The organism is Gymnodinialimonas sp. 57CJ19, from assembly GCF_038396845.1.
GTDB lineage: Bacteria > Pseudomonadota > Alphaproteobacteria > Rhodobacterales > Rhodobacteraceae > Gymnodinialimonas.
The window spans coordinates 301,805-326,412 of record NZ_CP151587.1; the positions used below are offsets into that span (position 1 = coordinate 301,805).

At 61.9% G+C, this 24,608-nt stretch carries 20 protein-coding genes; 9 read left to right on the top strand and 11 right to left on the bottom strand.

From position 1 onward, the window contains the following. Positions 1–1,656 carry an ABC transporter ATP-binding protein gene (locus tag AADW23_RS01505; protein ID WP_341862764.1) on the top strand — a complete coding sequence of 552 codons (1,656 nt, stop codon included), beginning with the start codon at positions 1–3 and terminating at the stop codon, positions 1,654–1,656. Positions 1,657–1,731: 75 nt separating this feature from the next. Here the strand turns inward: AADW23_RS01505 and AADW23_RS01510 are convergent, their stop codons facing one another. Beyond that, positions 1,732–3,318, bottom strand: coding sequence for a 5-guanidino-2-oxopentanoate decarboxylase (locus AADW23_RS01510; RefSeq protein WP_341862765.1), 1,587 nt, complete (start codon positions 3,316–3,318; stop codon positions 1,732–1,734). Positions 3,319–3,343: 25 nt separating this feature from the next. Beyond that, positions 3,344–4,279, bottom strand: coding sequence for a helix-turn-helix domain-containing protein (locus AADW23_RS01515; RefSeq protein ID WP_341862766.1), 936 nt, complete (start codon positions 4,277–4,279; stop codon positions 3,344–3,346). Positions 4,280–4,354: 75 nt separating this feature from the next. Here AADW23_RS01515 and AADW23_RS01520 point away from each other — a divergent pair, with 75 nt between their 5' ends. The 8 genes from AADW23_RS01520 to AADW23_RS01555 all read left to right on the top strand — a co-directional run bounded on the left by AADW23_RS01520 (position 4,355) and on the right by AADW23_RS01555 (position 14,010). Next, positions 4,355–5,515, top strand: a complete 1,161-nt coding sequence (locus AADW23_RS01520; RefSeq protein ID WP_341862767.1) for an acyl-CoA dehydrogenase family protein — start codon at positions 4,355–4,357, stop codon at positions 5,513–5,515. Positions 5,516–5,609: 94 nt separating this feature from the next. After that, on the top strand, positions 5,610–7,634 hold the full coding sequence (locus AADW23_RS01525; protein WP_341862768.1) for an acetate--CoA ligase family protein: 2,025 nt from the start codon (positions 5,610–5,612) through the stop codon (positions 7,632–7,634). Further along, positions 7,631–8,416, top strand: a complete 786-nt coding sequence (locus AADW23_RS01530) for a carnitinyl-CoA dehydratase (RefSeq protein ID WP_341862769.1) — start codon at positions 7,631–7,633, stop codon at positions 8,414–8,416. Before AADW23_RS01525 ends, AADW23_RS01530 begins: the two co-directional genes overlap by 4 nt. Positions 8,417–8,484: 68 nt before the next feature. Further along, a complete protein-coding gene (locus AADW23_RS01535; protein WP_341862770.1) occupies positions 8,485–9,393 on the top strand; it encodes a 3-keto-5-aminohexanoate cleavage protein in 909 nt (302 codons plus the stop codon). Then, entirely contained in the window at positions 9,390–9,929 is a 540-nt protein-coding gene (locus AADW23_RS01540) for a lipocalin family protein (RefSeq protein ID WP_341862771.1), read from the top strand. The genes AADW23_RS01535 and AADW23_RS01540 overlap by 4 nt, the downstream gene beginning before the upstream one ends. Beyond that, on the top strand, positions 9,926–11,326 hold the full coding sequence (locus tag AADW23_RS01545; protein WP_341862772.1) for a carnitine 3-dehydrogenase: 1,401 nt from the start codon (positions 9,926–9,928) through the stop codon (positions 11,324–11,326). Before AADW23_RS01540 ends, AADW23_RS01545 begins: the two co-directional genes overlap by 4 nt. Before the next feature lie 130 nt (positions 11,327–11,456). Further along, the gene (locus AADW23_RS01550) at positions 11,457–12,461 is read left to right on the top strand and encodes a glyceraldehyde 3-phosphate dehydrogenase NAD-binding domain-containing protein (RefSeq protein ID WP_341862773.1); all 1,005 of its coding nucleotides are present in this window, start codon (positions 11,457–11,459) and stop codon (positions 12,459–12,461) included. A gap of 100 nt (positions 12,462–12,561) precedes the next feature. Continuing rightward, complete coding sequence (locus tag AADW23_RS01555; protein ID WP_341862774.1) at positions 12,562–14,010, top strand: NAD-dependent succinate-semialdehyde dehydrogenase; 1,449 nt, start codon at positions 12,562–12,564, stop codon at positions 14,008–14,010. A gap of 105 nt (positions 14,011–14,115) precedes the next feature. Here AADW23_RS01555 and AADW23_RS01560 read toward each other — a convergent pair whose 3' ends face one another. From AADW23_RS01560 to AADW23_RS01600, 9 genes are all read right to left on the bottom strand, one after another. Then, positions 14,116–16,011 carry a beta-galactosidase gene (locus tag AADW23_RS01560; protein ID WP_341862775.1) on the bottom strand — a complete coding sequence of 632 codons (1,896 nt, stop codon included), beginning with the start codon at positions 16,009–16,011 and terminating at the stop codon, positions 14,116–14,118. Next, positions 16,008–16,859 (bottom strand): SMP-30/gluconolactonase/LRE family protein, encoded by an 852-nt coding sequence (locus AADW23_RS01565; RefSeq protein ID WP_341862776.1) that lies wholly within the window; start codon positions 16,857–16,859, stop codon positions 16,008–16,010. The genes AADW23_RS01560 and AADW23_RS01565 overlap by 4 nt, the downstream gene beginning before the upstream one ends. Then, positions 16,856–17,473: a 2-dehydro-3-deoxy-6-phosphogalactonate aldolase gene (locus tag AADW23_RS01570; protein ID WP_341862777.1), complete on the bottom strand. Its 618-nt coding sequence runs from the start codon at positions 17,471–17,473 to the stop codon at positions 16,856–16,858. Before AADW23_RS01570 ends, AADW23_RS01565 begins: the two co-directional genes overlap by 4 nt. Further along, complete coding sequence (locus tag AADW23_RS01575; protein ID WP_341862778.1) at positions 17,473–18,387, bottom strand: 2-dehydro-3-deoxygalactonokinase; 915 nt, start codon at positions 18,385–18,387, stop codon at positions 17,473–17,475. The genes AADW23_RS01570 and AADW23_RS01575 overlap by 1 nt, the downstream gene beginning before the upstream one ends. Positions 18,388–18,394: 7 nt before the next feature. Next, on the bottom strand, positions 18,395–19,165 hold the full coding sequence (locus AADW23_RS01580; protein ID WP_341862779.1) for an SDR family oxidoreductase: 771 nt from the start codon (positions 19,163–19,165) through the stop codon (positions 18,395–18,397). After that, complete coding sequence (locus tag AADW23_RS01585; protein WP_341862780.1) at positions 19,162–21,279, bottom strand: alpha-galactosidase; 2,118 nt, start codon at positions 21,277–21,279, stop codon at positions 19,162–19,164. Before AADW23_RS01585 ends, AADW23_RS01580 begins: the two co-directional genes overlap by 4 nt. Then, positions 21,279–22,130, bottom strand: coding sequence for a carbohydrate ABC transporter permease (locus AADW23_RS01590; protein ID WP_341862781.1), 852 nt, complete (start codon positions 22,128–22,130; stop codon positions 21,279–21,281). Before AADW23_RS01590 ends, AADW23_RS01585 begins: the two co-directional genes overlap by 1 nt. A gap of 4 nt (positions 22,131–22,134) precedes the next feature. Next, positions 22,135–23,175 (bottom strand): sugar ABC transporter permease, encoded by a 1,041-nt coding sequence (locus AADW23_RS01595; RefSeq protein WP_341862782.1) that lies wholly within the window; start codon positions 23,173–23,175, stop codon positions 22,135–22,137. A gap of 134 nt (positions 23,176–23,309) precedes the next feature. After that, the gene (locus AADW23_RS01600) at positions 23,310–24,572 is read right to left on the bottom strand and encodes an ABC transporter substrate-binding protein (protein WP_341862783.1); all 1,263 of its coding nucleotides are present in this window, start codon (positions 24,570–24,572) and stop codon (positions 23,310–23,312) included. Positions 24,573–24,608 lie beyond the last annotated feature (36 nt).

The window sequence follows — 24,608 nt, forward strand, 5'->3', positions numbered from 1 at the left end:
ATGTCCGACCAAGAAATCCTTCTGACGATCAAAGACCTGCGCATTGAAGGCCGTGCCGATGAGGAATGGCTGGAAATCGTGAAGGGCGTCGATCTGACCCTCCACAAGGGAGAGGTCCTGGGCCTGATCGGTGAATCCGGTGCAGGCAAGTCCACCATTGGTCTGGCCGCCATGGGCTTTGCCCGCGACGGCTGCCGCATTTCCGGCGGTGAGATCACCTTTGACGGGATCGACCTGCGCACAGCCTCCGAAGACGCGAAGCGCGGGCTGCGCGGCAAACGCATCGCCTATGTGGCGCAATCGGCCGCCGCCAGCTTCAATCCGGCCCACAAGCTGATCGACCAATATTGCGAAGGCCCGGTAGAGCACCGCGTCATGGGCCGATCCGAGGCCGCCGCCGACGCCACCCACCTGTACGAGAAGATGCATCTGCCGCAACCCGGCACCATCGGTTTCCGCTATCCGCACCAGGTCTCGGGCGGGCAATTGCAACGGGCGATGACGGCGATGGCCATGTCCTGCCGCCCTGATCTGATCATCTTCGATGAGCCGACAACGGCGCTGGATGTCACCACGCAGATCGAGGTTCTTTCGGCCATCCGCGACATCGTGGAACAGTTCAACACTGCCGCAATCTACATCACCCATGACCTTGCGGTGGTGGCGCAGATGGCCGACAGGATCAAAGTGCTGCTGAAGGGCGAAGAGGTAGAAGAAGCCGACACCGCCACCATGCTGTCTGCCCCTACGGAAGAGTATACCAAGTCCCTTTGGGCCGTGCGCAGCCATGCGCGAGCTGACCAACCGCCAGTGGCCGCAGACGCGGTGCCGGTCGTTTCCGTGCGCAATGTGACGGCGGGTTATGGGACGTTGGATGTGCTGTCGGACATCAGCTTCGACATTCATGCCAAACGCACCGTGGCAGTTGTGGGCGAAAGCGGATCAGGCAAATCCACCGCCGCGCGGGTGATTACTGGCCTGCTGCCCCCGCGTGCGGGAGAGGTGCTGTTCAACGGCACGGCCCTACCCCTGGATTATCGCAAGCGGACCAAGGAACAACTGCGACAGGCGCAGATGATCTATCAAATGGCCGACACCGCACTGAACCCGAAGCAGAGGTTGCGAGAGCTGATCGGACGCCCTGCGCAGATGTATCTGGGCCTGCAAGGGCGCGCGCTGGAAGAACGGGTGCGTGATTTGCTGTCGTTGATCGAACTGGAGCCGGATGACTATATCGACCGTCTCCCGTCCGAGCTTTCAGGCGGGCAAAAGCAACGTATCGGCATCGCACGGGCCTTGGCGGCGGAACCTCAGTTCATCATCTGCGATGAGGTGACAAGCGCGTTGGACCAATTGGTGGCCGAGGGAATCCTGAAGCTGCTCGACAAGCTTCAGGGGGAATTCAATTTGGCTTACATGTTCATCACCCACGATCTGGCGACGGTGAAAGCCATCGCCGACGAGGTGGTGGTAATGAAACAGGGCGTCGTGGTGGAGCAAGGCCCCAAGGCCGAGATGTTCCAACCGCCCCACGATCCCTACACAGAGCTGTTGTTGTCTTCGGTCCCCGAGATGGACCCGGACTGGCTGACTGATCTGCTCAAGGAACGCGCCGCAGGTGGCGCAGGCGCAGGGGTAGACGGCGCGGGCAACTGAGGTAGACCGGGCCTTGGCCCGGTAGCCGGCTTGTCCAGTCGCGCCGAAATGGCCTGCCCCGGGCCGAGGCCCGTTTTACGGCACGACCATCTCGATCAAATACGCCTTGCCCGTCGCCTTTGCGCGGTCGAGGGCAGCGGGCAAGCCGTCGGTTCCTTCAATCCTCTCGGCCGCCATGCCATAGGCCCCTGCCACGGCGACGAAATCCGGGGCTGAGGGTTTGACCCCCTCCGGCACAATAACATTGTCGCACATGTAGCGCTCGATCTCTTGGTAGCCGTTGTTGTTCCAAACGATGAAGATCACGGGCGTTTCTTCATCCATCGCGGTGCCCAGTTCCGACAGGCAGAACTGCAAGCCACCGTCACCGGTGATGCATACCGTCGGAGAAGCCGCATCGCCCAAGGCCGCGCCGATGGCCGCAGAGGGGCCATATCCCAACGCGCCGTAGCCCGTGGCGGCGTTGAACCAACCGCGCGGCTGGCTGATATAGGCGTACATGTTTCCGGCGTAGATCACCTGCGTGCTATCGCCCACGATACGGCAACCGGGTACGGCCTTCGTAATCGCATCAATCACGTCGATATGGTCAAGGTAGGCGGGCGGCAATTCCGCCAGGCTGTCCCCACGGGCCTGCGCGGCCCGCAGGTTGCCCTGCCCCTTGTTCCTGTCGGTATCGGTAATCTGTCGTGTCAGGGCCTGCACGGCGACTTCCGCATTGGCCACAATCGCCACGTCGGGCAAACGGCCCCGCGTGACCTGTTGCGCGTCGCAATCCACACGGATCAGGCACGCCAGCGCGGGCGCTTCGCCGTCTTCGTACATATCGTAATCGGTGCGTCCGAATTGGGTGCCGATGGCCAGAACCGCGTCGGACTCGGCCATGAGTTGGCGCACCGTCCCGAGCGACGGGCTGGCGGGCACACAAAGGCGGTGGCCTCCCAAAACACCTCGGGCATTCGTTGTGGTCACGACGGGCGCGTCAAGCGCCTCTGCCAGTTCGGTGATCGCATCCGCCGCGCCCACAGCGCCGCCACCGGCAAGGATCAATGGGTGCGTCGCGCCTTCCAACAGGCGTGCGGCCTGCGCGATGATGGCGGGGTCCGCTACTTTTCGCGTGGGCACCATTGACCGTTCGGCCGGCGTGTCGATCAGTTGCTTCATCACGTCCAGTGGCACTTCGATATGCACCGGGCCGGGACGCCCGGCTGTCATGGCGGCAAAGGCCCGGTCCAGGACCCTCTCCAGATCTTCGGCGTGGTGCAGGGTTTGCGACAGAACGGCGACCTCTCGCATCATCGCTTGCTGGTCCGGCAATTCGTGCAGGAAGCCCTCCTCCTGCCCGAAGGTGGCCACTCGGTTCACGCCGGAAATGACCAGCATGGGGATGCTATCCGCACGGGCCTGCGCCATGGGAGTGATCGCATTCGTAACCCCTGGCCCGGTAATCAGCAGACACACGCCCGGCTTACCCGAGGCGCGCGCGTAGCCATCAGCCATGAAGCCCGCACTTTGCTCATGGCGGGGCGTGATGTGGCGAATGCCGGACCCGGAGAGGCCGCGATACATCTCGACCGTATGCACGCCGGGGATACCAAAGATCGTATCCACACCGCGCCGCTCCAACAGCGTGATCAAAACTTCACCTACTGTGCGTTTCATGACCTCTCCGATCCTAGCGCGGGCACTAGGTGCCCTGTGTTTTCCTTGCCAATCTGGCGGCCGACGGGGTGATTCCGAATTCCGCCTTGAAGGCCCGTGCCATAGCCGTGGCATCCCGGTAGCCCGAGCGCAAGGCGACCTCGGATACGCTTTCACGGGTTTGCTCCAGCCGGCGCCGCGCTTCGCCCAAGCGGATGCTGCGGTAAAGCGCGCCGGGGGACATCCCCGCATGGGCTTGGAATGCGAGCTCTAACGCGCGGCGGGTCAGGTTGAGTTCGGCCGCCAATGCCGTGATCCCCAGCGGCACCTCCACATGGCGGCGCATCAGGGCAGCGGCGGCTTTGACCGTCCGGTGGGTGGGGATCAGGCGCTGTGGATCAAGGTCCGGGGGGCGTTCTCCGTACATGAACAGGGCGGCCACCTCCAGCGATAGGGCCGCACCGTGGCGACGCTCGATCAACTCCAGCATCAGCTCCAGCGTCGTACTTGCCCCGCCGCAACTGATCCTGTTGCCGTCGACAACAAAGCGATCTTCGGTAAATTCGACCTCTGGAAATGCCTCTGCGGCCTGCCCCAAAGTGTCCCAGTGACACGTCGCACGGCGGCCATCCAACAGGCCGGCATGGGCCAAGAGGTAGGCTCCGGTATCCAAGCCTACCAACGCATCATAGCGCCGCGCGGACGCGCGAAGCGCACGAGCGGTGGCGGGCGCGGCAAGCGCCTCGTACCCGTAGCTTGGCATCACGAACAGGTGCGATCCTGACAGCAGCGAGGACAGTTGCGTTGCCTGCACAGGCAACCCACTGGAGGAGCGGACCGGCGCGTCATCAAGGGACAGGAAATTCCACCGATACAGCTCGGTGCGTGCCAGCGTGTTGGCCGCGCGCAACGGTTCCACCGCATTGGCAAGGCAGAGGTTAGAGAACCCCTCAAACAATAACATGGAAAACGTATCCGGCATGATTTCAACGCATACTGCAATATGAGGCGCTTAACGAGGCCTAACCATGCCCTCACATAGTGGGGAGAAGCGCTTATGGATTTCGGCCTGAACGACGAACAGGAAATGATCGTATCCACGGTCCGTAGTTTCGTGGAAAATGAAATCTACCCCCATGAGGCCGAGGTGGAGCGAACGGGCCAAGTACCATTGGAATTGGGGTTGGAGATCAAGCAGAAGGTCATCGACCTTGGGTTCTACGCCTGCAACTTTCCCGAAAGCGTGGGCGGGGCCGGGCTGTCGCATCTGGATTTCACCTTGGTAGAGAGAGAGTTGGGGCGCGGGTCCATGGCGCTCACTCATTTCTTCGGGCGACCACAGAATATCCTGATGGCGTGCGAAGGCGATCAGATTGAGCGTTATCTTCTGCCGGCCGTGCGGGGCGAGCGGATGGATGCGCTTGCCATGACGGAACCCGATGCTGGGTCTGACGTGCGGGGGATGAAATGCGCGGCCGTGCGTGACGGCGGGGATTGGGTGGTGAACGGCTCCAAGCACTTCATCTCGGGCGCAGAGCACGCGGATTTCTTTATCGTCTTTGTGGCAACTGGCGTGGATGAAACACCCCGTGGTCCCAAGAAGCGGATCACCTGCTTCCTTGTGGATCGCGGTCATCCGGGGTTTGAGGTGCGCGAAGGCTACAACTCCGTAAGCCACAAGGGCTACAAGAACTGCATCCTCACTTTTGACGATTGTCGTTTACCCGACGCGCAGGTCCTGGGAGAAGTCGATGGCGGCTTCGCCGTCATGAATGAATGGCTCTACGCGACCCGTCTGACGGTCGCCGCCTTCAGCGTGGGGCGGGCCCGGCGGTGTTTTGATATGGCCGTAGACTATGCCGCGCAACGCAAGCAGTTCGGGCAACAGATCGCCAAGTTCCAAGGCGTCAGCTTCCAGATCGCCGATATGATTACCGAGATCGACGCCGCAGATTATTTGACGTTGGCGGGCGCATGGCGGTTGGACGAGGCCCTTCCGGCGAACCGGGAGATCGCCTCGGCCAAGTTGTATGCGACGGAAATGTTGGCCCGGGTGACCGACACCACACTGCAGATTTTCGGCGGCATGGGGTTGATGGACGACTTCCCGATTGAACGATTCTGGCGCGACGCGCGGGTCGAGCGGATCTGGGATGGCACCTCTGAGATTCAGCGGCATATCATCAGTCGCGATCTGTTCCGGCCTTTGGGCGCATGAGAGTGGATTTCCCTGTGCGACGCAAGGCGACCAAGCGGGGGGGTCCCCCCCGCACCCCCACGATATTTTCAAAAAGATGAAGCAGGGGCGCGCGATGGACCGATTGTTGAAGCCGCGTTCGATCGCTGTGATCGGCGGAGGCGCATGGTGTGAGAGTGTCATTCGGGAGTGCCAGAAGATCGGGTTTGCGGGCGACATTTGGCCGGTCCATCCGACGAAGGTCGAGATCCAAGGCCTGGCCGCGGTTGGGTCCGTGGAGGCGTTGCCCGCGGCGCCGGATGCCGCCTTTGTCGGCGTGAACCGTTGGGCTACGGTCGAGGTGATCGCCGCGTTGTCCGCGATGGGGGTCGGAGGCGCGATCTGTTTTGCATCGGGCTTTCAAGAAGCGGTTGAAGAGCTGTCCGACGGGGCGGAAATACAAGAGGCCCTGTTGGAAGCCGCCGGGGAAATGCCGATCCTTGGGCCCAATTGTTACGGCTTGATCAACGCGCTGGATGGCGTCGCCTTGTGGCCTGATCATCACGGAATGGTGCCCGTGGATCGTGGCGTCGCGATTGTCACGCAGTCGTCGAATGTTGCGATCAACCTGACGATGCAGACCCGAGGTTTGCCGTTGGCTTATGTGGTCACGGCGGGCAATCAAGCGCAGTGGGATTTGGCGCAGATTGGCATGGCGTTGCTGGATGACCCCCGCGTTACGGCGCTGGGGCTGCACATTGAAGGGATACAGGACATCCGCCGGTTGGAGGCGCTGGCAGGCAGGGCGCGCGTTCTGGGTAAGGCGATCGTTGCGTTGAAGGTGGGCGCGTCAGAGCAGGCACAGGCCGCAACGATATCCCACACGGCATCGCTGGCGGGAAGTGATGCGGGCGCGAGGGCATTGCTGGCGAAGATCGGAATTGGGCAAGTCAGCAGTTTGTCTGCCCTGCTAGAGACGTTGAAGCTGCTCCATACCACCGGTCCTTTGATGTCCAATCGCATCGCCTCCATGTCGTGTTCCGGGGGCGAGGCCTGTTTGATCGCGGACACGGCGTTGTCTTTTGATGTAGATTTCCCCGAGTTGTCAGAGCGGCAGCGGATTGATCTCCGCGCGGCCCTTGGGCCCAAGGTCGCCTTGGCGAACCCCTTGGACTATCACACCTACATCTGGGCGGACCAGGCCGCGATGACGGCGTGTTTCGCGGCCATGATGGATGAGTCCTTGGCTTTGGGGGTCGTAGTGCTTGATTTCCCGCGCCCCGATCGCTGCCCGGCCCCGGATTGGGGCTTGGTCATTGAAGCTGTCGCCGATGCGCAAGAGGCCTCGGGCCGCCCCATTGCGATCTTGTCCAGCTTGCCCGACACGATGCCGGAAGACATGGCGCGGGCCATGATCGCTCGGGGGATAGTGCCCATGTGCGGTTTCGCAGACGCCTTGGAAGCGATTGCCGTCGCCGCCGGTTTGGGTCGGGTCGAGGCGGCGCCGCCGGTTCTTTTGCCGGGAAAGGACGGGCCCGGTGGGGCGTTAACCGAAGTTGAGGCCAAGCAGCGCCTGGCGGCTTTTGGTGTGCAAGTTCCTGCGTCATTGTTGGTGAAAGGCGCCGAAGGCACGGCGCGAGCGGCGGCGTCACTTGGCGGCGCGGTGGTGCTGAAGGGCATGGGCGTCGCCCATAAGACGGAGGCCGGCGCGGTCCGCGTGGGGCTTACCGCTGAAACTGTTGCTGCGGCAGCGGGCAAGATGACCGCTGATGAATTTCTTGTAGAAGAAATGATTGCCCCCCCGGCCATAGAGATGCTGGTTGGCGTGGTGCGCGATCCTGCCCATGGGTTCGTTCTGACGCTTGGCGCAGGCGGCACGCTAACCGAGATCCTTGCTGACACCACGCAGTTGCTTTTGCCTTGCTCGGCAGACGAGATCACGAGGGCACTTTCCTGCTTGCGTATGGCGCCGCGCCTTGAGGGGTACCGCGGCGCGCCACCCGCAGACATCACAGCAATTGCCAGCGCGGTGCTGGCCGTGCAGGACTACGTCATTACCCACGCGCAGAATGTGGTTGAGGTTGAGATCAACCCGCTTCTCTGCACACCCCACCGCGCCGTCGCCGCCGACGCCCTGATCCAATTAAGAGAGGCCCCATGACCGACACGCCCATCAAAACCGCCCGCCGGGGCCACGTTCTGGAAGTCACACTCGACCGAGGGAAAGCGAACGCCATAGATCTGGCGACCAGCCGGATCATGGGCGACGTCTTCACCGAGTTTCGCGACGACCCCGACCTGCGCGTAGCGATCGTGACGGGCGCCGGAGAGAAATTCTTTTGCCCTGGCTGGGACTTGAAAGCCGCCGCCGATGGCGATGCCGTGGACGGGGACTATGGCGTCGGCGGTTTTGGCGGATTGCAAGAATTACGCGGCCTCAACAAACCAGTGATCGCCGCGGTGAACGGCATCTGCTGCGGCGGGGGACTGGAACTGGCGTTGGGGGCAGATATCATTTTGGCCGCCGATCATGCCAGCTTCGCCTTGCCGGAAATCCGGTCCGGTACTGTGGCCGACGCGGCCTCGATCAAGCTGCCCAAGCGCATCCCCTATCACATCGCGATGGAAATGTTGTTCACCGGGCGCTGGTTGGATGCCGAAGAAGCCGCCCGCTGGGGCATGATAAACCGGGTCGTGCCGGCGAATGACCTGATGGATCAAGCCCGAGAGATGGCGGACCTGCTGGCCAGTGGGCCGCCCCTCGTCTACGCCGCGATAAAGGAAGTGGTGCGCGAGGCGGAAGATATGAAGTTCCAGGATGCGTTGAACAAAATCACCAAGAGCCAGTTTGAAACCGTCGAAAAACTCTACCGCTCGGAAGATCAACTGGAGGGCGCGCGGGCATTCGCCGAAAAACGCGATCCGGTTTGGAAAGGGCGGTAGCGAATTTTCGTACGAAAATTCACACATGCGTTTTCGTACGAAAACGCGACAGCGACATAGGAAATCAAATGCCACTGACCATGAACAAAGATGTCTTCATCACCTGCGCCGTGACCGGCTCGGGCTCCACTCAGGATCGCAGCCCTCATGTGCCACGCTCCCCGGCGCAGATCGCCGATAGCGCGATCGAGGCCGCGAAGGCCGGGGCCGCGGTCGTGCATTGCCACGTACGCGATCCAGAAACGGGCACGCCGTCGCGGGACTTGGCTTATTATCGGGAGGTGACCGATCGCATCCGGGATGCTGAGGTTGACGTGGTTCTTAACCTTACCGCTGGAATGGGCGGCGATATCGTCTTCGGCTCTACCGATGCCCCCCTACCCACGCGAGAGGGCACAGACATGGTCGGCGCGGCAGAGCGTGTGGCCCATATCGCCGAGTGCCTGCCCGAGATTTGCACCCTTGATTGCGGGACTATGAACTTCGCGGAAGCCGACTACGTGATGACGAACACCCCTGGCATGTTGCGGGCGATGGGGCAGATGATGACCGATCTGGGCGTGAAGCCCGAGATTGAGGCGTTCGACACCGGGCATCTCTGGTTCGCCAAGGAACTGGTGAAGGAAGGCGTGCTCGACAGCCCCGCCCTGGTCCAGCTTTGCATGGGCGTGCCTTGGGGCGCCCCCGACGATTTGAACACCTTCATGGCGATGGTGAACAATGTGCCCGATGACTGGACCTTCAGCGCCTTTGCCTTGGGGCGCAACCAGATGGCCTATGTGGCCGCGTCGGTATTGGCGGGGGGAAACGTGCGTGTGGGGTTGGAAGATAACCTGTGGCTCGACAAAGGAGTACTCGCGACCAACGCGCAGCTTGTGGAGCGGGCCGTGGGGATAATCGAGGCGATGGGCGCCAAGGTCATTGGCCCCGCACAAGTCCGCACAAACCTTGGATTGACCAAGCAGGCACCGAAATGAAGCCTCTCCTCCTCGGGCTTGTCCCAGCCCTCCTCGCAGTGGCGGCCTGTGGGGCAATCATCGGGCCGTCTTACCGGGATGAGAGCGTGACAATCGCTTCGTCTGCCAATTTCGATGCGACCCGCTATGTGGGCCGTTGGTACGAGGTGGCACGCTACCCCAACCCGTTCCAAGAAGATTGTCCCGGTGCAATTGCCGACTATGCGCTATCCGATGTGCCGGGCGTCTTGACTGTGACGAACACCTGTCTTGATGCCAGCGGTCAGCCCTCTGACACAATAACGGGCAGCGCCACCGATGAAGGGCTCGGCCGCCTGTCAGTCCGGCTGCAGGGCGTCCCCGTGGCCGCGCCTTATTGGGTGCTATGGGTTGATGAAGGCTACCGCACCGCGGTGGTCGGCAACCCCGACGGGCGCGTGGGCTGGATCTTGAACCGCGACCCGGACATCCCGGCCGACCGCCTCACAGCCGCCCGCGAAGTGCTCGATTTCAACGGCTATGACCTTGCCCAACTGACCTGGAGTGTAACCCCATGAAAGCAGCAATCATTGGCGGAGGCGTCATCGGCGGCGGATGGGCCGCGCGGTTCTTGTTGAACGGATGGAATGTCGCGGTGTTCGACCCCGACCCGGAAGCCGAACGCAAGATAGGAGAGGTTTTGGACAACGCACGTCGCGCGCTCCCTTCCCTCTATGACACCGCGCTACCGGCGGAGGGCGCCCTGACCTTCACCGATGATCTGGCCATGGCCTGTGCAGATGCGGATTGGGTGCAGGAAAGTGTACCGGAACGACTCTCCATCAAACACAAGGTCCACGCTGACTTGTCCGCGCTGTCGCCAGAACACGCTGTTATCGGATCATCCACCAGCGGTTTCAAACCCTCTGAGCTGACCGAAAAAGGCGCCCGGGTCATCGTCGCGCATCCGTTCAACCCGGTCTATCTGCTGCCTCTGATCGAGTTGGTTGGCGACGCGGATCATTGCGCGCGCGCCGCCGAGGTTCTGAAAACCGTCGGCATGTATCCCCTGCACGTCCGCAAGGAGATCGACGCCCATATCGCCGACCGCTTCCTCGAGGCCGTCTGGCGCGAGGCGCTGTGGCTGGTCAAGGACGGCATCGCCACCACCGAGGAAATCGACGAAGCCATCCGCATGGGCTTCGGCCTGCGGTGGGCGCAGATGGGCCTGTTCGAGACCTACCGCGTGGCCGGCGGTGAGGCCGGCATGAAACACTTCATGGCGCAGTTCGGCCCCTGCCTGACCTGGCCCTGGACCAAGCTGATGGATGTGCCCGAGTTCACGGACGAATTGGTCGACCTGATCGCGGGCCAGTCCGATGCCCAGTCCGGCCACCTCTCCATCCGGGAATTGGAACGGCTGCGCGACGACAATCTTGTGGGCATCATGCGGGCGCTGAAGCACTCCGGCTCGGGCGCGGGGGGCGTTGTGGCCCGTCACGAAGCGGCCCTGCCCAAGACCGAATTGCCCGTGACGCTGGACCGGCAGGTGCCGCAGGGCTGGACCGATTATAACGGCCACATGAACGAGACGCACTATCTGGAGGCCGGTTCAAAAGCCTCGGATCGGTTCATGGAGTTGGTCGGTGCCGACGCCGATTACATCGCCAGCGGGCGCAGCTACTTCACCGTGGAAAATCACGTCCGCTATCTGGATGAGGTTCTTGCGGGCGACACCCTTCGGGCCGAGACATTGGTGCTCAGCGCTGAAGGCAAGAAATTGCACCTGTTTCACCAATTGTTTCGCGGCGACGGGGCATTGGCAGCTACCGTGGAAAGCCTGCTTTTGCATGTCGATCTGACCACCCGGAAAACGAGTCTTCCAAGTGCAGAGGTCGCTTCAGCCTTGGCGAAAGCGGCGGCGGCCCATGCGGGGCAACCGATGCCAGACGGTGCCGGAAAGGTGGGCCGGTAGGGCCGCAACTCCGACGAAACCATCACAAACGCCACTGAAACCAATCACTAAATCCCATGACACCTCCCCCTGCGCGTCCCTTGCGCATGGGGCGGCAGGGGTGCATCACTTGTTCCATAGGAGGCATCCCATGACGATCCGAGTAGCGATTAACGGTTTTGGTCGGATCGGACGATCCGTTCTACGGGCTTGGGCTTTGGGCGGCGGGCGGCTTGGCCCGACGTGGCCCGACGTGGAGATCGTGGCGATCAACGATATCGCCTCCCCTGAGACCTGCGCCTATCTGTTCGAATACGACAGCGTCTTTGGGGCCTTTCCCGGCGACGTTTCGATTGTTGATGGCGACCTGACCGTGAACGGGCACCATATTCCCCTGACACAGGAACGCGACACCGGGGCACTGGACCTTGCTGGCGTTGATATCTTGATGGAATGCACCGGACGCGGTGCGCGGGATGTGGCCGAGGCTGCCTTGGCCGCTGGCGCTGGCCGGGTGCTGATCTCGGGCCCCGCGCCGGACCCGGACTTGACCTTGGTCCTGGGCGCGAACCATGACGCGTTGCGGCCCGAGCATCGGATCGTTTCCAACGCATCGTGTACCACCAATGCCATCGCGCCCTTGGTGCGCTTGATCGACGAGGAATGGGGCCTCGACAGTGCCTTGATGACAACGGTGCACTGCTACACCGGCAGCCAGCCCACGGTGGATATGCCGATGCGTGACCCGGCCCGCTCGCGGGCGGCGGCCTTGTCGATGGTGCCCACAACAACCTCGGCCGAGAAGTTGGTAGATGTTGTCTTGCCTCATTTGGCAGGTCGGATCACCGGTTCAGCGGTACGGGTGCCTGCGGCATCCGTGTCTTGCGTGGACCTTGCGGTAATGACGCGCGAAATGCCTTCGGCCGACGAGGCGCGCGCGCTTTTGCAAGAACATGTGGGCGGGGTGATTGGCTACACTGACAAACCCCTTGTCAGCTCGGACCTTCGCGCGCGCCCTGAGTCGCTGATCGTGGCGGGCCCCGAGATCAAACGCTCTAAGGGGGGAATGCTCCGGGTGTTTGGCTGGTACGATAACGAATGGGGATTTTCCTGCCGTATGCTGGATGTCGCCCGCATGATGAGGTTGCAGAGTTAACGCGGGCAGGTGTCCCTTCGCCGTGCTAGGGAGGGGCAAATCTTGAACGGAACACCCCCTGAACTGCGCAAGGCGCGGTACGACAGAACGGAGGCCTAGGATGGCAAATTGGCAAGCTTGGATGAAGGAAGCGGCATATGTGGATGGCGCATGGGTCAATGCTGACAGCGGCGAAACCATCGACGTGACCAACCCCGCTACGGGCGACGTGCTCGGCCATGTTCCAAACTGCGGCACCGCCGAGACTGAGCGTGCCATCGCCGCCGCCCAAGGCGCTTTTGGCGACTTCGCCGCGATGCCTCTGATGGACCGGGTCGGGCTGTTGTGGAAATTGCACGACGCGCTGATGGACAACCAAGATGCCTTGGCCGAACTGCTGACCATCGAGATGGGCAAACCCCTGGCCGAGGCCAAAGGCGAGATCGGCATCGGAGCGCAATACGTGCGCTGGTTTGCCGAAGAAGCCCGTCGCGCGAAGGGAGAGATCGTTCCTGCGGGTGTAAACGGGCGCCGGATCTTGGTCACCAAGCATCCCGTGGGCGTCGTGGGGATGATTACGCCGTGGAACTTCCCCTCGTCGATGTTGGCCCGCAAGATTGCCCCTGCGCTGGCGGCGGGTTGCCCCGTGGTGGCGAAACCCGCGACGGCCACGCCCTATTCGGGTCTTGCATGGGCGGCACTGGCTGAAGACGTCGGCTACCCAGCGGGCGTGGTGAATGTGTTGACAGGATCGGCCCGGAAGATTGCAGGCGCGATGATGGACGCGCCAGAGGTGCGCAAGGTAACATTCACCGGCTCGACCGATGTAGGCAAGGAATTGATCCGCCAGTCGGCAGATACGGTCAAGAAGGTCTCGATGGAACTGGGCGGCAACGCGCCGTTCATCGTGTTCGATGATGCGGATCTGGATAAGGCTGTGGACGGCGCGATGGCATCCAAGTTCCGCAACTCGGGCCAAACCTGCGTCTGTGCCAACCGGATTTATGTACAGGCGGGCGTCCATGATGCGTTCGTCGAAAAGCTGGTGGCTGCGACAAAAGCGATGAAAGTGGGCGATGGGCGCGAAGAAGGCGTGGAGCAGGGGCCGTTGATCGACGGCGATGCCGTCGCGAAGGTGCAGGAGCTGTTGGACGATGCGACAGCCAAGGGTGGCAATGTCGCTTGCGGCGGCAAGGCGCACGCTTTGGGCGGGTCGTTCTATGAGCCGACGGTGGTTACCGGCGCGACCCAGGACATGGCCTTTGCGCAGGAAGAGATCTTCGGGCCGCTGGCACCGGTCTTCAAGTTTGAAACGGAGCAAGAGGCCATCGAGATGGCCAATGACACTGTCTTTGGCTTGGCGAGCTATGCCTATACCTCGGATATGGGCCGTGCGTTCCGTCTGAATGAGGGGCTGCAATACGGGATGATCGGGATCAACTCGGGTCTGATCACGACGGTTGAGGCGCCTTTTGGCGGAGTGAAAGAGAGTGGCCTTGGAAAAGAAGGCGGCTCGCAAGGTTTGGAAGATTATCTGGAAACGAAATACGTCTGTATCGATGGCGTTTAAGGGTTTCTGAGGTGTCGCCCCGGCTATGGCCGGGACGACCAGCCGGGGGGCTCGTCCCCCGGACCCCCGAGAGTTGTATGGCCAAGATGAAGGAGCGCCGGGTGCCTACGTCCAGGTGACACCTGCGGGCGGGATTGTTTCGCCGTTAAAGGTGACGGGTTCGGGGCCGTGGTTGAAGGTGAACCGGGTTTGGCCGGTGTCCCGGAGGCGGATGTCCTGGGGGAGGTTCTGGGGGGAGAGGCCAGCGGCGCGGGCGGCACGGGTCAGGACGCGCTGGAGGAGCCCCGCGTCAGGCCAGCCGGCGAGGTACGCGATATCGCCTGATTGGATCAGGATCGGTGCGCCTGATTGAGTGGTCTCGATGGCGGTTTCCGTGGTTTCCAGCTGTTCGAACCAGAGCTTCACGTGGCCGCCTTCCTGGGCTGGGATCGGCATGACGGCGCTGATGGTTTCGACGCGGGAAATCGTGGCGTTGAGGCCTGAGATCGCCGGAGGCAGCGGAAGGGGCATGCTGAGGTTATGGGTCTTGGCGTTGGTACGCGGCCCAAGGATCACCTGGGCGTTGGTGGTGGTGAGCGCTTTTTTGAGAGGCTCGGACAGGGTGAGGACACCGGGCGCGAGAACGAGTGCATAGCCATCGAGGGAAGCGGCATCGGGCGGCAGGATATCGACCGAGAGGCCCAATTTCCGCAAGCCACGGTAGAATTCGAACACCAGACGGAAGTAGTCGCATCCCGCCCCTTGGGGTTGCACGGACCAGCCCCAAGCACTGGCGTAGTCGAACACGAGGGCCACGGGCGCTTGGGTGATTTCCACAGAGGGCATGTCTTTGAGTTCACGGGCCACGGCGGCGGCTTCGGCGAAGCCTTCAGCCTCGACACTGTCGGGGCGCAGGAGGCCCGCGTGATACTGTTCCTGTGCGAAGGGGGCTTGGCGCCAGCGGAAGTAGGCGACGCATTCGGCGCCGTGGGCGAATGCCTCCCACGTCCAGAAGCGCACCATGCCCGGCAGGGGGGCGGGGTTGTGGGGGGCCCAGTTTACCGGGCCCGGTTGCTGTTCCATCACCCACCATCGGTCGCGCCCCACGGCGCGGTAAATATCATGGTGGAAAGCTTGAAAATCCGGGTCGCCTTGGTGGGCGTAGCGGCGCTTGTGCTCGGGTGTGGCCTCTAGCCGGTCCTCAAGAAAGCCAAGGGGGTAGCTGTCCCATGTGGCGATTTCCATCTGGCGGCCGGTGGCGAAGTGATCGAACTCCACGATCCGGCCCATATAATTGTGGCTGATGGGCGCATCCGAGTGTTGCTTGATCGCCGCGACTTGGGCTGCGTTGAAGCGCGCCACCTGATCGGAGGAGAAGCGGCGGAAGTCCAGCGCGTGGGACGGGTTGGGTTCTGTCACTGTGAGATTGGGCAGATCGATGTCATCGAAGCTGTCGTAGTCCATCGACCAGAAGACATTGCCCCACGCGCGGTTCAGGGCATCGGTGGACTGGTACGTTTGCGCCAGCCAGTCACGGAAGGCCACACGGGCGGGGTCCGAGTAGCTGTAGATCGTGTCATGGCAGCCGTATTCGTTGTCGGTCTGCCAAGCATCGACCTTGGGGCCGAAGCGTTCCGCCAGAAGACTTGTGATACGCACGGATTCGGCTCGGTAGCCGTCGTGAGAAAAGCAGTAGTGGCGGCGAGAGCCGAACTTGCGCGGGTTCCCGTCGGCATCCACCGCCAACATATCGGGATGTTTTGTCAGCATCCAACGGGGCGGCGTCGCGGTGGGGGTGCCGAGCACAACCTTGAGGCCCGCGCCGTGCAGCACGTCAATGGCCCGGTCGAGCCAGTCGAATTGCAGGTCTCCGGGGGAGGGTTCCAAACGGCTCCAGGCGAATTCGCCGATGCGCACCCAAGTGAGGCCAAGATCGGCCATGCGGGCGGCGTCTTCAGCCCAGATCTCCTCGGGCCAATGCTCGGGGTAATAACAAGTGCCGAGGGTGCGCTGTAGGGTCATAGAATGACTCGGTGTTCTTTTTGGCCTTGGACCGCCGTTGCCACGCGCAGGGTCTTGCCCGACAGGGGGGCTGTGTCGACAGCGTCATCGGGCAGGCCTTGGAGCGCCGTGGTGACATAGAGGTGGCCGCCCCCGAAGGAGGGGCATGTGGGTTGCGGCACGGGAAGGGTTACTTCTTCTACAAGTTTACCTGCCACATCATAGCAAGCCACCCGTGATGCGCCCCATTCGGCGCACCAGAAATTGCCCTCTGCGTCGACAACGGCACCATCGGGGTTCAAACCGGTTTTCCGGTGATCAAGAAACAGATCAGGCTTCGTCTCCGGCCAACCCTCGGCATCCAACCCATAGCGCCAAACACGGTTTCTGGCGGTATCGGCGAAATAGGCGAAGCGGCCATCGGGACTGAAACAGGTGGCGTTGGGGATCGTGACCTTATCGCGCAGCAGCCGAACCTCGCCACGATAGTAGCGGTAAAGCGCCCCTTCCCCGGCCTCGGCGTTCAGGCCCATCGTACCGATCCAAAAGCCACCCTGCGGGTCGGCGCGGCCATCGTTGCAGCGGGTCACCGGGTTGTCGACTTCCAGCGGGGCGAGGTAGGTCTCGGTCTCTTCTATCAAGTCGAACACGAACAGGTCCACGTCCGACGCGATCAGAAGCCGGTCGTGATCCACCCAACCAGCAGCCGAAACATGGCGGTCAAACTGCCACTCCTGCGGGCCGTCGTCCGTGCGCGTCAGAAGGCGCTTGCCGACGATGTCGAACCAGAACAATTGCCGCCTTGTCGGATGCCAAAGTGGGCCTTCGCCCAAGGTGCAGGCGCGGTCATCAAACACTTCGATTGTCATACGAGGGGACCTCTGGTGGCGGTGTCATAGGCTTCCACCATCGCGCGGGCACGGCGGGCCACGTCATCCACGCTCAGCCCCGGCTTATACAGAGCCGAGCCGATCCCGAAGCCGTCAGCGCTGGCGTCGATCCATTCACCAAAGTTCTCGGCCCCTGCCCCACCCACGGCGAAGACCAGCGTGCCTTTGGGCAGGATCGCGCGCACTGCCTGAAGCCCCTTGGGGCCAAGCAGCGAGGCGGGGAAAATCTTCAAACCATCGGCGCCGGCTTGCAGGGCCGCAAAGCATTCCGTGGGGGTCATCACACCGGGGAAACTTTGCAGGCCAAGGCGCTTGGTCTCGCGGATCACGGCGACGTCGGCGTTGGGCGATACGATCAGCTTGCCGCCGACATCTGCCACGCCCTGCACATCGGCGGTCGTCAAGACAGTGCCCGCGCCGATCAGCGCCCGGTCACCACACGCCGCGGCCATTGCGCCGATGCTGTCCAGCGGATCAGGAGAGTTCAGGGGCACCTCGATCCGGTCGATCCCGGCGTCGATCAGCGCCTCGGCCATGGGGACGGCTTCGGGCGGCGTGATCCCGCGAAGGATCGCAATAAGGGGGCGAGACATCAGACAGACTCCGTCAAGGACGCGTAAACACGGGCAAGGCCCGCACGGGTCAAGGGGGCGGCGTCATAGCTGCGCGCCTCCACTCCTTGGGTTTTCAACGCAGCGGCATAGGCCGCGACAAGTGCGGGGCTTCCCGCCAGCGCCACGTCCTGCCCCAGCCAATAGGGTTTGGTTGCTGCGAGTTCAGCCCCGATCAGATAGCCGGAAAGACGCGCGCGCGCTGTCACCGGATCAAGGCCATTGAGCACGTTTTCCCCGCGCAGGCCAAACAGGCGTTGAGACAGTTTTTCAGGGCGCGAGATGATGTCAGTCACCGCTTCCACAAAGGCCTCGGGCGCGTCGCCCTGTGCTGCGATGGAATGGCGCAGAACGGATTTCTCTGCCAGCAGCTGGAACATCTCTCCGGTCATGCAGGTCTGGAAACTGACGACCTCTTCAGCCGAGATACGCACCCATTTCGCGTGCGTACCGGGCAGGCAAAGCACGCCATCGAAATCCTTGTTCGACGTCAGAAAACCCGCAATCTGGGTTTCTTCGCCCCGCATGACATCGGCATGTTCGGCTTGCTTCAGGCCTGGCACGATCATCAGGTTCAGACGCGTGTCTGTGGTGGGCGCAGACACGACGGATAGGTCGCAGGGCTTGGTGGGAACGGCTACGTAGGGGGCCTCGAACCAGCCTTGCCGCGCGCCGACCATGCCGCAGGCGACAATCGGCATCGGCGCGGTGTCCAACCACGGCTCTACCAAGCGCAGCAATGCGGGCTCGAATCCGTCGCGGGTCAGGGTCGCCATGCCGTCTTCGCTGAACGCTTCGGCTTTGACGGTATCACCCACCATCGCCCATGCGCGCAGGTGCGTGGTGCCCCAATCGACCGCGATCCAATCTGCGTAAGTCGTGTTGCTGTTGCTCATGCCTGGGTCATCCTGTCGTCACTACGCCACCATCGATCACCATGGTTTGCCCCGTCATCGCTTTGGACACCTTGGAGGCCAGGAACAGCGTTCCGCCGACGATGTCTTCCGGCTTCAGATGTTCCTTCAGGCACATCTTTTGCATATGGGCATCCAGATCTTCCGGCGAGGCCCAAAGTTCCAGCTGCTTGTCGGTCAAAACCCAACCCGGTGCCAGCGCATTCACGCGGATGGCATCCGGCCCGAATTCCCGCGCGAGTGAGCGGGTCATGGCAGTGATCCCGCCGTTGGCCGTGGTGTAGGCGGGATAGCCCGCGTTGCCCATCATGTAGCTGATCGACGACATGTTGATGATCGAACCGCCGCCTGCGTTCTGCATACCCTCGATCACCGCCTGGCAGCCGAAGAAATAGGCCTTGAGGTTGATGGATTGGGACCAATCCCAAAACGCTTCGTCCACCTCCGCTGTCGTGTGGCGCTGATCGTTGGCCGCGTTATTCACCAGCACGGTGACCGGGCCGTGGGCCTCTGCCGCCTCGGCGATGCAGGCCTTGAGACGGTCGGTGTCAGTGATGTCGCACACCAGCGCGAGGGGGCGGTTGCCTGTTTTGGCTTCCATCTCATCGGCGAAGGGTGTGGCGTCAGAGCGCTGCACGAAAGCCACCTTGGCCCCTTGCCGCAAGAAGCCTTCGGTCAGGCTCGCGCCAATGCCAGAGCCGCCGCCGGTGATGAACACCGACGCGCCGTTGAGGTCGGGATATGTCGCAATGTCATTCATAGGCGTTCGCCCTCCAGCACCCACATTGTATCGGGATAGTTCCATGGCAAGGTCAGGCCCTGATGCATCAGCCACGCGCCTGACACTTCGATCGGCCCTTCTTTCAGGGCAGGCATCCCGCGGCTAAGCGCGGGCGCGGTGCCTCGGTTCATGAGCGTGACCCTGTAGCGCGCCTTTTCATCCAACGCCGTCAGACGGAGGGGGCGCGGGGTGATCTGGTCGGAGGTGGCCGCCTTGCCGGCAAAAACCACGAAACGCTCCCCCTCACGGGTTATTTGCTGTTCGGCGATCACGGCCTTGTCGGCACTGTCGAGCCGCAGGATATCGGCCTGCAACATCCAGTGACGATTGTGTTTCCACCACGCGGTTACCTCACGCAGAACGGCGGCTTCGTGGTCGTCCAACTCTCGGGGGTCCATCTCGAACCCCATATGACGTTGCGCGGCTACCCAGGCCCGGAACGAGATATCAAACACGCGCCCCGACGTATGGCATCGGCGCGGGCCCACATGGGACCCGGTCACGGCAACGGGCAGGAACAGCGCCGCATCATGTTGGATGCGCAGACGCTCCAGCGCGTCGTTGCTGTCGGACAGCCACACCCGTTGAGTGCGCTTCATGATGCCAAAGTCAATCCGCCCGCCGCCCGAGGCACAGGATTCAATCTCCACATGGGGGAACGCGGCACGCAAACGGTCGATCAGGGCATATGAGCCGCGCGTCTGGTCCGCATCGGGCATGGGAAGCACACGGTTATGGTCCCACTTCACATAGTCGATTGGATGCGCCGCCAAGATCGCGGCCATGCGGTCATAGATGAAATCCCGCACCTCAGGCAGCGCCATGTTGAGCGCCTTTTGCTGGCGACCCAATGTCTGATCTTCCCCGCCCAAAGCCCAATGGGGGTTGGCACGGTGGATGTCGCTATCGGGGTTGATCATCTCGGGCTCGAACCAGATGCCGAAGGTCATCCCTAGGGAATGAACGTGGTCGATCAGCGGTCCGAGGCCATCGGGGTATTTGCGAACATCGACCTCCCAATCGGAAAGCGACCGGGTGTCGTCGTCGCGTTGGCCGAACCAGCCGTCATCCAGCACGAAACGTTCGGCCCCCAGATCGGCGGCGCGCTTGGCGATGTCGGAGAGCACCGGGAGGGAATGGTCGAAATAGACCGCTTCCCAACAATTGTAATGCACCGGGCGCGGGCGGTCGGGGTCGGGCCATGTGACGATCCGGTCGCGCAGATGGCGTTGGAAGCTGACCGCGCATCCGTTCAGGCCGGTTTGCGAATAGGTGATGTAGAGTGTCGCTGACTCGAATGATTTGGCGGCCTGAGTCTCCATTCGGGCGGAATGGCCAAACTGAATTTGCCGCCGCCCGTCGGGCAGTTCTTCAGCGATCATCTTGTGGCCGCCGGACCAGCCGTAGTGGAAACCGTAAGCCTCCCCTTGCGTATTCGTACAGCCCTTCACGGGCACCAGAAGGCCGGGAAAATGCTCGTGCCCGGTGCGACCTGTGCGGTTCTCCCGGTAGCGCATACCGGGCGACCAGGTGGTGCGGTTGGGCTGAAACTCCCCACACCAACGACCCGAGAAATCTATCATCTCGTCCGATTGCTGCGGTGCGGGCAGAACGGGCGCGGCAAGCCAATGCAGGTGCACGGGCCGCGTCGCGTCCAGCTTGGTTTTTGCGGTGATGATCCGGGTCGAAGGATCCGTGGCGAATATGAATGACAGGGTCAGGCCGTTTTCCTGATCCTCGTAACGAAGCTCCAGCCCCTCCTCGCTACGCTCCTCGCAGCTGTAGCAGAACTTGGGCAGCAGGGGCGTGCCGTCGCCGTCGCGCAGGATCAGACCCGGCTGACCCGGAAAGGTACGCACGGCCTCGGGGCAAAGGGACAGATCGGGGTTCTCGTCCAACATGCCCCCGGTAATGTCCGGGGCATGGGCCGCATGCAGGATCGACAGATCCTCTTCCATCGGCAGCGGCGCGCCCCAATAGACGACCTGTGGCAAGCGGTCGCCCGTGGCGGCCAGCACCATCGTCTGGCGGCCATCATCATCGAGCCGCCATGTACGCACAGCGGTTTCAGTTTGTTGTGTCGTGCCGTCCATTACTTCACAGCGCCCAGTGTTAGCCCCGCGATGAAATGCTTCTGCATCAGGAAGAACATCGCCACGGGGGGGATTGCGGCCACAATGCTGCCCGCGCTCATCAGATGGTACATGGCGCGGAATTGCGCGTTGAAGGCGGTGATGCCAGCGGTGACGGGCTGGCTTTCGGGGCTTTGGGTCAGGACCACGGCCCAGAAGAAATCGTTCCAGATGAAGGTGAAGATCAGTACGCAAAGTGCGGCAATGGCGGGCCGCATCAGGGGCAGGACCACGTACCAGAAAATGCGGTATTCGCTGACGCCTTCCACGCGGGCGGCTTCGATGAGTTCCCGCGGCAGCGCCCGGATGAAGTTGCGCATGAACAGCGTGCAGAACCCGGTTTGAAACGCGATGTGGAACAGGATCAGCCCCATGCGCGTGTCATATAGGCCCATCTGGTCGGTCAGGTCCCGCACAGGCACCATGAGGATCTGGAACGGCACGAAGTTGCCCGCAACGAACATGAAGAAGATCAAGAGGTTGCCCTTGAAACGGTACACGCCAAGCGCGAAGCCGGTCATGCACGACAACGCCACCGCGCCAAGCATAGTGGGTACGGTGATCACGACCGAGTTCCACAGGTAGCGCGGCATGTCAGATTCCGTGAACACCATCCAGTAATTGGCAAAGCCTTGCAGCCCGCCCTCTCCGATGCCCCAGTAGTTGCCTTGGGTGAAATCCTCGCCGGATTTGATCGAGAAGAACATGACCGCCAACAAAGGGATCAACCAGACCAGCAGCATGAACGGCAACAGAAGTTGATAGCCGATGCGTAACGCGGGGGACGATTGTTCAATTGGACGTGGAAACATGGGCTTATACCTTCTCGTCCCGCCACATCTTCCACAGGAAGCCGGCGATGTAGACCATCATGATCAGGAACAGAATGACGGCGATGGCAGAGCCATAGCCCATGCGGAAGCCGAATTCGGACAGCGCCACGTCGTACATGTAGAACGCCAGAACAGAGGTGTTGTAGAACCCCGGCCCGCCGTTGGTCATGATGGTGATGAGGTCAAACGACCGCAACGCGCCGATGACCGTGACGACAATGGCGATGAAGGTCGCGGGCCAGAGCTGCGGCAGCACCACGTACCAAAGCATCTTTGGCCCCTTGGCCCCGTCCAGCCGTGCGGCCTCGATCTGTTCGGGGTCCACGGCGTTCAGGCCCGTGAGATACAGGATCATGCAATAGGCCGTCTGCGGCCAAAGGCCCGCGGCGATGATGCCGTAGGTGGCGGTCGAGTTATTACCGAGGATATTGACCGGCCCGGCCCCGAACCAGCCGAGGATGACGTTCAAAAGACCCTCATCCGCTCCCGGCAACATGAACCAGGAGAACACCAAACCCACAACGACCTGAGACAATACGAAAGGGAAGAAGAACAGCGATTTATACAAACGCATCCCCACAACCTTCTGGTTGAGGAACAGCGAAATCATCAGGCCCGCGGGGATGGCCAGAAAGTACAGCAACAGCCAGATCACGTTGTTCTTGAGCGAGGTCCAGAAGAACGGATCGGTGTAAAGGTTGCGGTAGTTTTCCATGCCCACGTATTCGGCATTCCAAACCGTGTCGCCTGTCAGCTCACACCCCGGCTCGCGCCCTGCGCGGTTGCCAAGGTCCAGACATTGCTGATCGGTGAAGCCGTCGATGCCGCGGTATTGCGGGGAATAAAGGCCGTTCCATTCATACAGCGAGATGTAGAACGACTGGATGATCGGGTAGAGCACATAGGTTGCGAAAAAAATGAACGCGGGCAAAAGGAACAGCCACGGCGCGATGGCCTGCTGGCTGATCTTGCGGCGTGGGGCTGGCGATGAGTGCATAGGCGTATCAGTCGTGACAGATGCCATGGGTCCGGTCCCCCGCGAAGCGTTTGAAAGTCGTGGCTCGGTCAAGTCCGGGCCGTTGGCAGGAACACTCCCGCCGTCTGATCTTGGATGTGAGCGGGCGGCAGGCACTGGCCCGCCGCCCGCAACACTGTAGCTTAGTAAATCCGGCCGCGCGCCTGCTCCAGGATCATCAGAACCTGATCAAGCGTGGAAGGATCAACCATGAACTGCTGGAAGCCCTGCATGGCGACCTGCGCCATTTCAGCAGGGGCGTCGCGGTCAAAGAACTGCGCGATGCCACCGCCCGCGTTGTTCGACAGCATGTCGAAGCCCGCGTTCAGGAACTCATCGTCATCCACAGCAGAGCCGGAGTTGACGGGCAGCTGACCCAGGTTGTCGCCGTTGTTGATCAGCGTCTGGTTCTCAGCCGATGCCACGAACAGAAGGAAGGCTTCTGCCGCTTCCACGTTCTCGGCGTTGGCCGCGATGTGGAAGGTATCCGTGGGGGCATCTTCGCCCGGCTCGATGGAGGGGTCGATCTGTGGGAACTGGTAGAAGCCCAACTGATCGTCCGACAGGCCCGCTTCACGCAGAGGTGCAACGGCGAAGTTACCCATCAGATATGCGCTGGCCTCACCGTTGACCATGAAGGGCAGCGCCTCCTGCCAGCTGTAGGACTGGTGGTCAGCAATGAACCCGCCCATGTCGATCAGGGTCTGCCAGTTCTCGAACGTGGCGCGAACGCGGGGATCGGTCCACTCAACCTCACCGGCGGTCAGAGCCATGTGGAAGTCATAACCGTTGGTGCGCATGTTGAGGTAGTCGAACCAACCGCCAGCGGTCCACAGGAACTGGGTGCCGATGGTGTAGCAGGCGCGGCCGGACTCGACGATCACTTCGCAGTTTGCAAGCTCTTCTTCCCAAGTGGTGGGCGCTTCAAGGCCAAGCTCTTCGAAGATGTCTTCACGGTAGTACACGCCCCACTGATAGTACGTGTAGGGAACGCCCCAGATACCGTCATCCATGGTCATGGAGCCTTGGGTGGAAGCCAGCGTTTCTGTCAGGCCGCCCTCTTCCCAAAGGTCGGAGATGTCCATGAACAGACCCGCGTCAACGTAGGGGCCCATGCGGTTACCGGCGTACCAGTTCACGATGTCAGCAGTGCCAGATTGCAGCACGTTGCGGATCTGCGTCTTCCACGCCTCGCGGTCGGTGATGACCAGCTCAACCTCAACGTCGGGGTTTTCGGCGGTGAAGCGCTCGACCATGCCTTCCATGACCGCGCGCGGTGCTGGGTTCGACATGTCCGAGAAGATGCGCAGGGGGCCAGAAACGCCGTGGCCGTCTGCATAGGCAGCGCCAGATAGCATGGTCGCTGCGGCCAGCGCGGTGGCGCCGGTCTTGAAAATAGAACGCATGGTGTCCTCCCTAGGATCTCAAAAAATCTAGTTCCA

Excerpts from the sequence above, each read along its gene's own strand:
- AADW23_RS01530 (WP_341862769.1), top strand. The coding sequence starts at position 7,631 with ATGACCGACACGCCCATCAAAACCGCCCGCCGGGGCCACGTTCTGGAA.
- AADW23_RS01550 (WP_341862773.1), top strand. The coding sequence starts at position 11,457 with ATGACGATCCGAGTAGCGATTAACGGTTTTGGTCGGATCGGACGATCC.
- AADW23_RS01590 (WP_341862781.1), bottom strand. The coding sequence starts at position 22,130 with ATGTTTCCACGTCCAATTGAACAATCGTCCCCCGCGTTACGCATCGGC.
- AADW23_RS01535 (WP_341862770.1), top strand. The coding sequence starts at position 8,485 with ATGCCACTGACCATGAACAAAGATGTCTTCATCACCTGCGCCGTGACC.
- AADW23_RS01540 (WP_341862771.1), top strand. The coding sequence starts at position 9,390 with ATGAAGCCTCTCCTCCTCGGGCTTGTCCCAGCCCTCCTCGCAGTGGCG.
- AADW23_RS01505 (WP_341862764.1), top strand. The coding sequence starts at position 1 with ATGTCCGACCAAGAAATCCTTCTGACGATCAAAGACCTGCGCATTGAA.
- AADW23_RS01595 (WP_341862782.1), bottom strand. The coding sequence starts at position 23,175 with ATGGCATCTGTCACGACTGATACGCCTATGCACTCATCGCCAGCCCCA.
- AADW23_RS01585 (WP_341862780.1), bottom strand. The coding sequence starts at position 21,279 with ATGGACGGCACGACACAACAAACTGAAACCGCTGTGCGTACATGGCGG.
- AADW23_RS01525 (WP_341862768.1), top strand. The coding sequence starts at position 5,610 with ATGGACCGATTGTTGAAGCCGCGTTCGATCGCTGTGATCGGCGGAGGC.
- AADW23_RS01545 (WP_341862772.1), top strand. The coding sequence starts at position 9,926 with ATGAAAGCAGCAATCATTGGCGGAGGCGTCATCGGCGGCGGATGGGCC.
- AADW23_RS01560 (WP_341862775.1), bottom strand. The coding sequence starts at position 16,011 with ATGACCCTACAGCGCACCCTCGGCACTTGTTATTACCCCGAGCATTGG.
- AADW23_RS01575 (WP_341862778.1), bottom strand. The coding sequence starts at position 18,387 with ATGAGCAACAGCAACACGACTTACGCAGATTGGATCGCGGTCGATTGG.
- AADW23_RS01580 (WP_341862779.1), bottom strand. The coding sequence starts at position 19,165 with ATGAATGACATTGCGACATATCCCGACCTCAACGGCGCGTCGGTGTTC.
- AADW23_RS01515 (WP_341862766.1), bottom strand. The coding sequence starts at position 4,279 with ATGCCGGATACGTTTTCCATGTTATTGTTTGAGGGGTTCTCTAACCTC.
- AADW23_RS01510 (WP_341862765.1), bottom strand. The coding sequence starts at position 3,318 with ATGAAACGCACAGTAGGTGAAGTTTTGATCACGCTGTTGGAGCGGCGC.
- AADW23_RS01565 (WP_341862776.1), bottom strand. The coding sequence starts at position 16,859 with ATGACAATCGAAGTGTTTGATGACCGCGCCTGCACCTTGGGCGAAGGC.
- AADW23_RS01570 (WP_341862777.1), bottom strand. The coding sequence starts at position 17,473 with ATGTCTCGCCCCCTTATTGCGATCCTTCGCGGGATCACGCCGCCCGAA.
- AADW23_RS01600 (WP_341862783.1), bottom strand. The coding sequence starts at position 24,572 with ATGCGTTCTATTTTCAAGACCGGCGCCACCGCGCTGGCCGCAGCGACC.
- AADW23_RS01520 (WP_341862767.1), top strand. The coding sequence starts at position 4,355 with ATGGATTTCGGCCTGAACGACGAACAGGAAATGATCGTATCCACGGTC.
- AADW23_RS01555 (WP_341862774.1), top strand. The coding sequence starts at position 12,562 with ATGGCAAATTGGCAAGCTTGGATGAAGGAAGCGGCATATGTGGATGGC.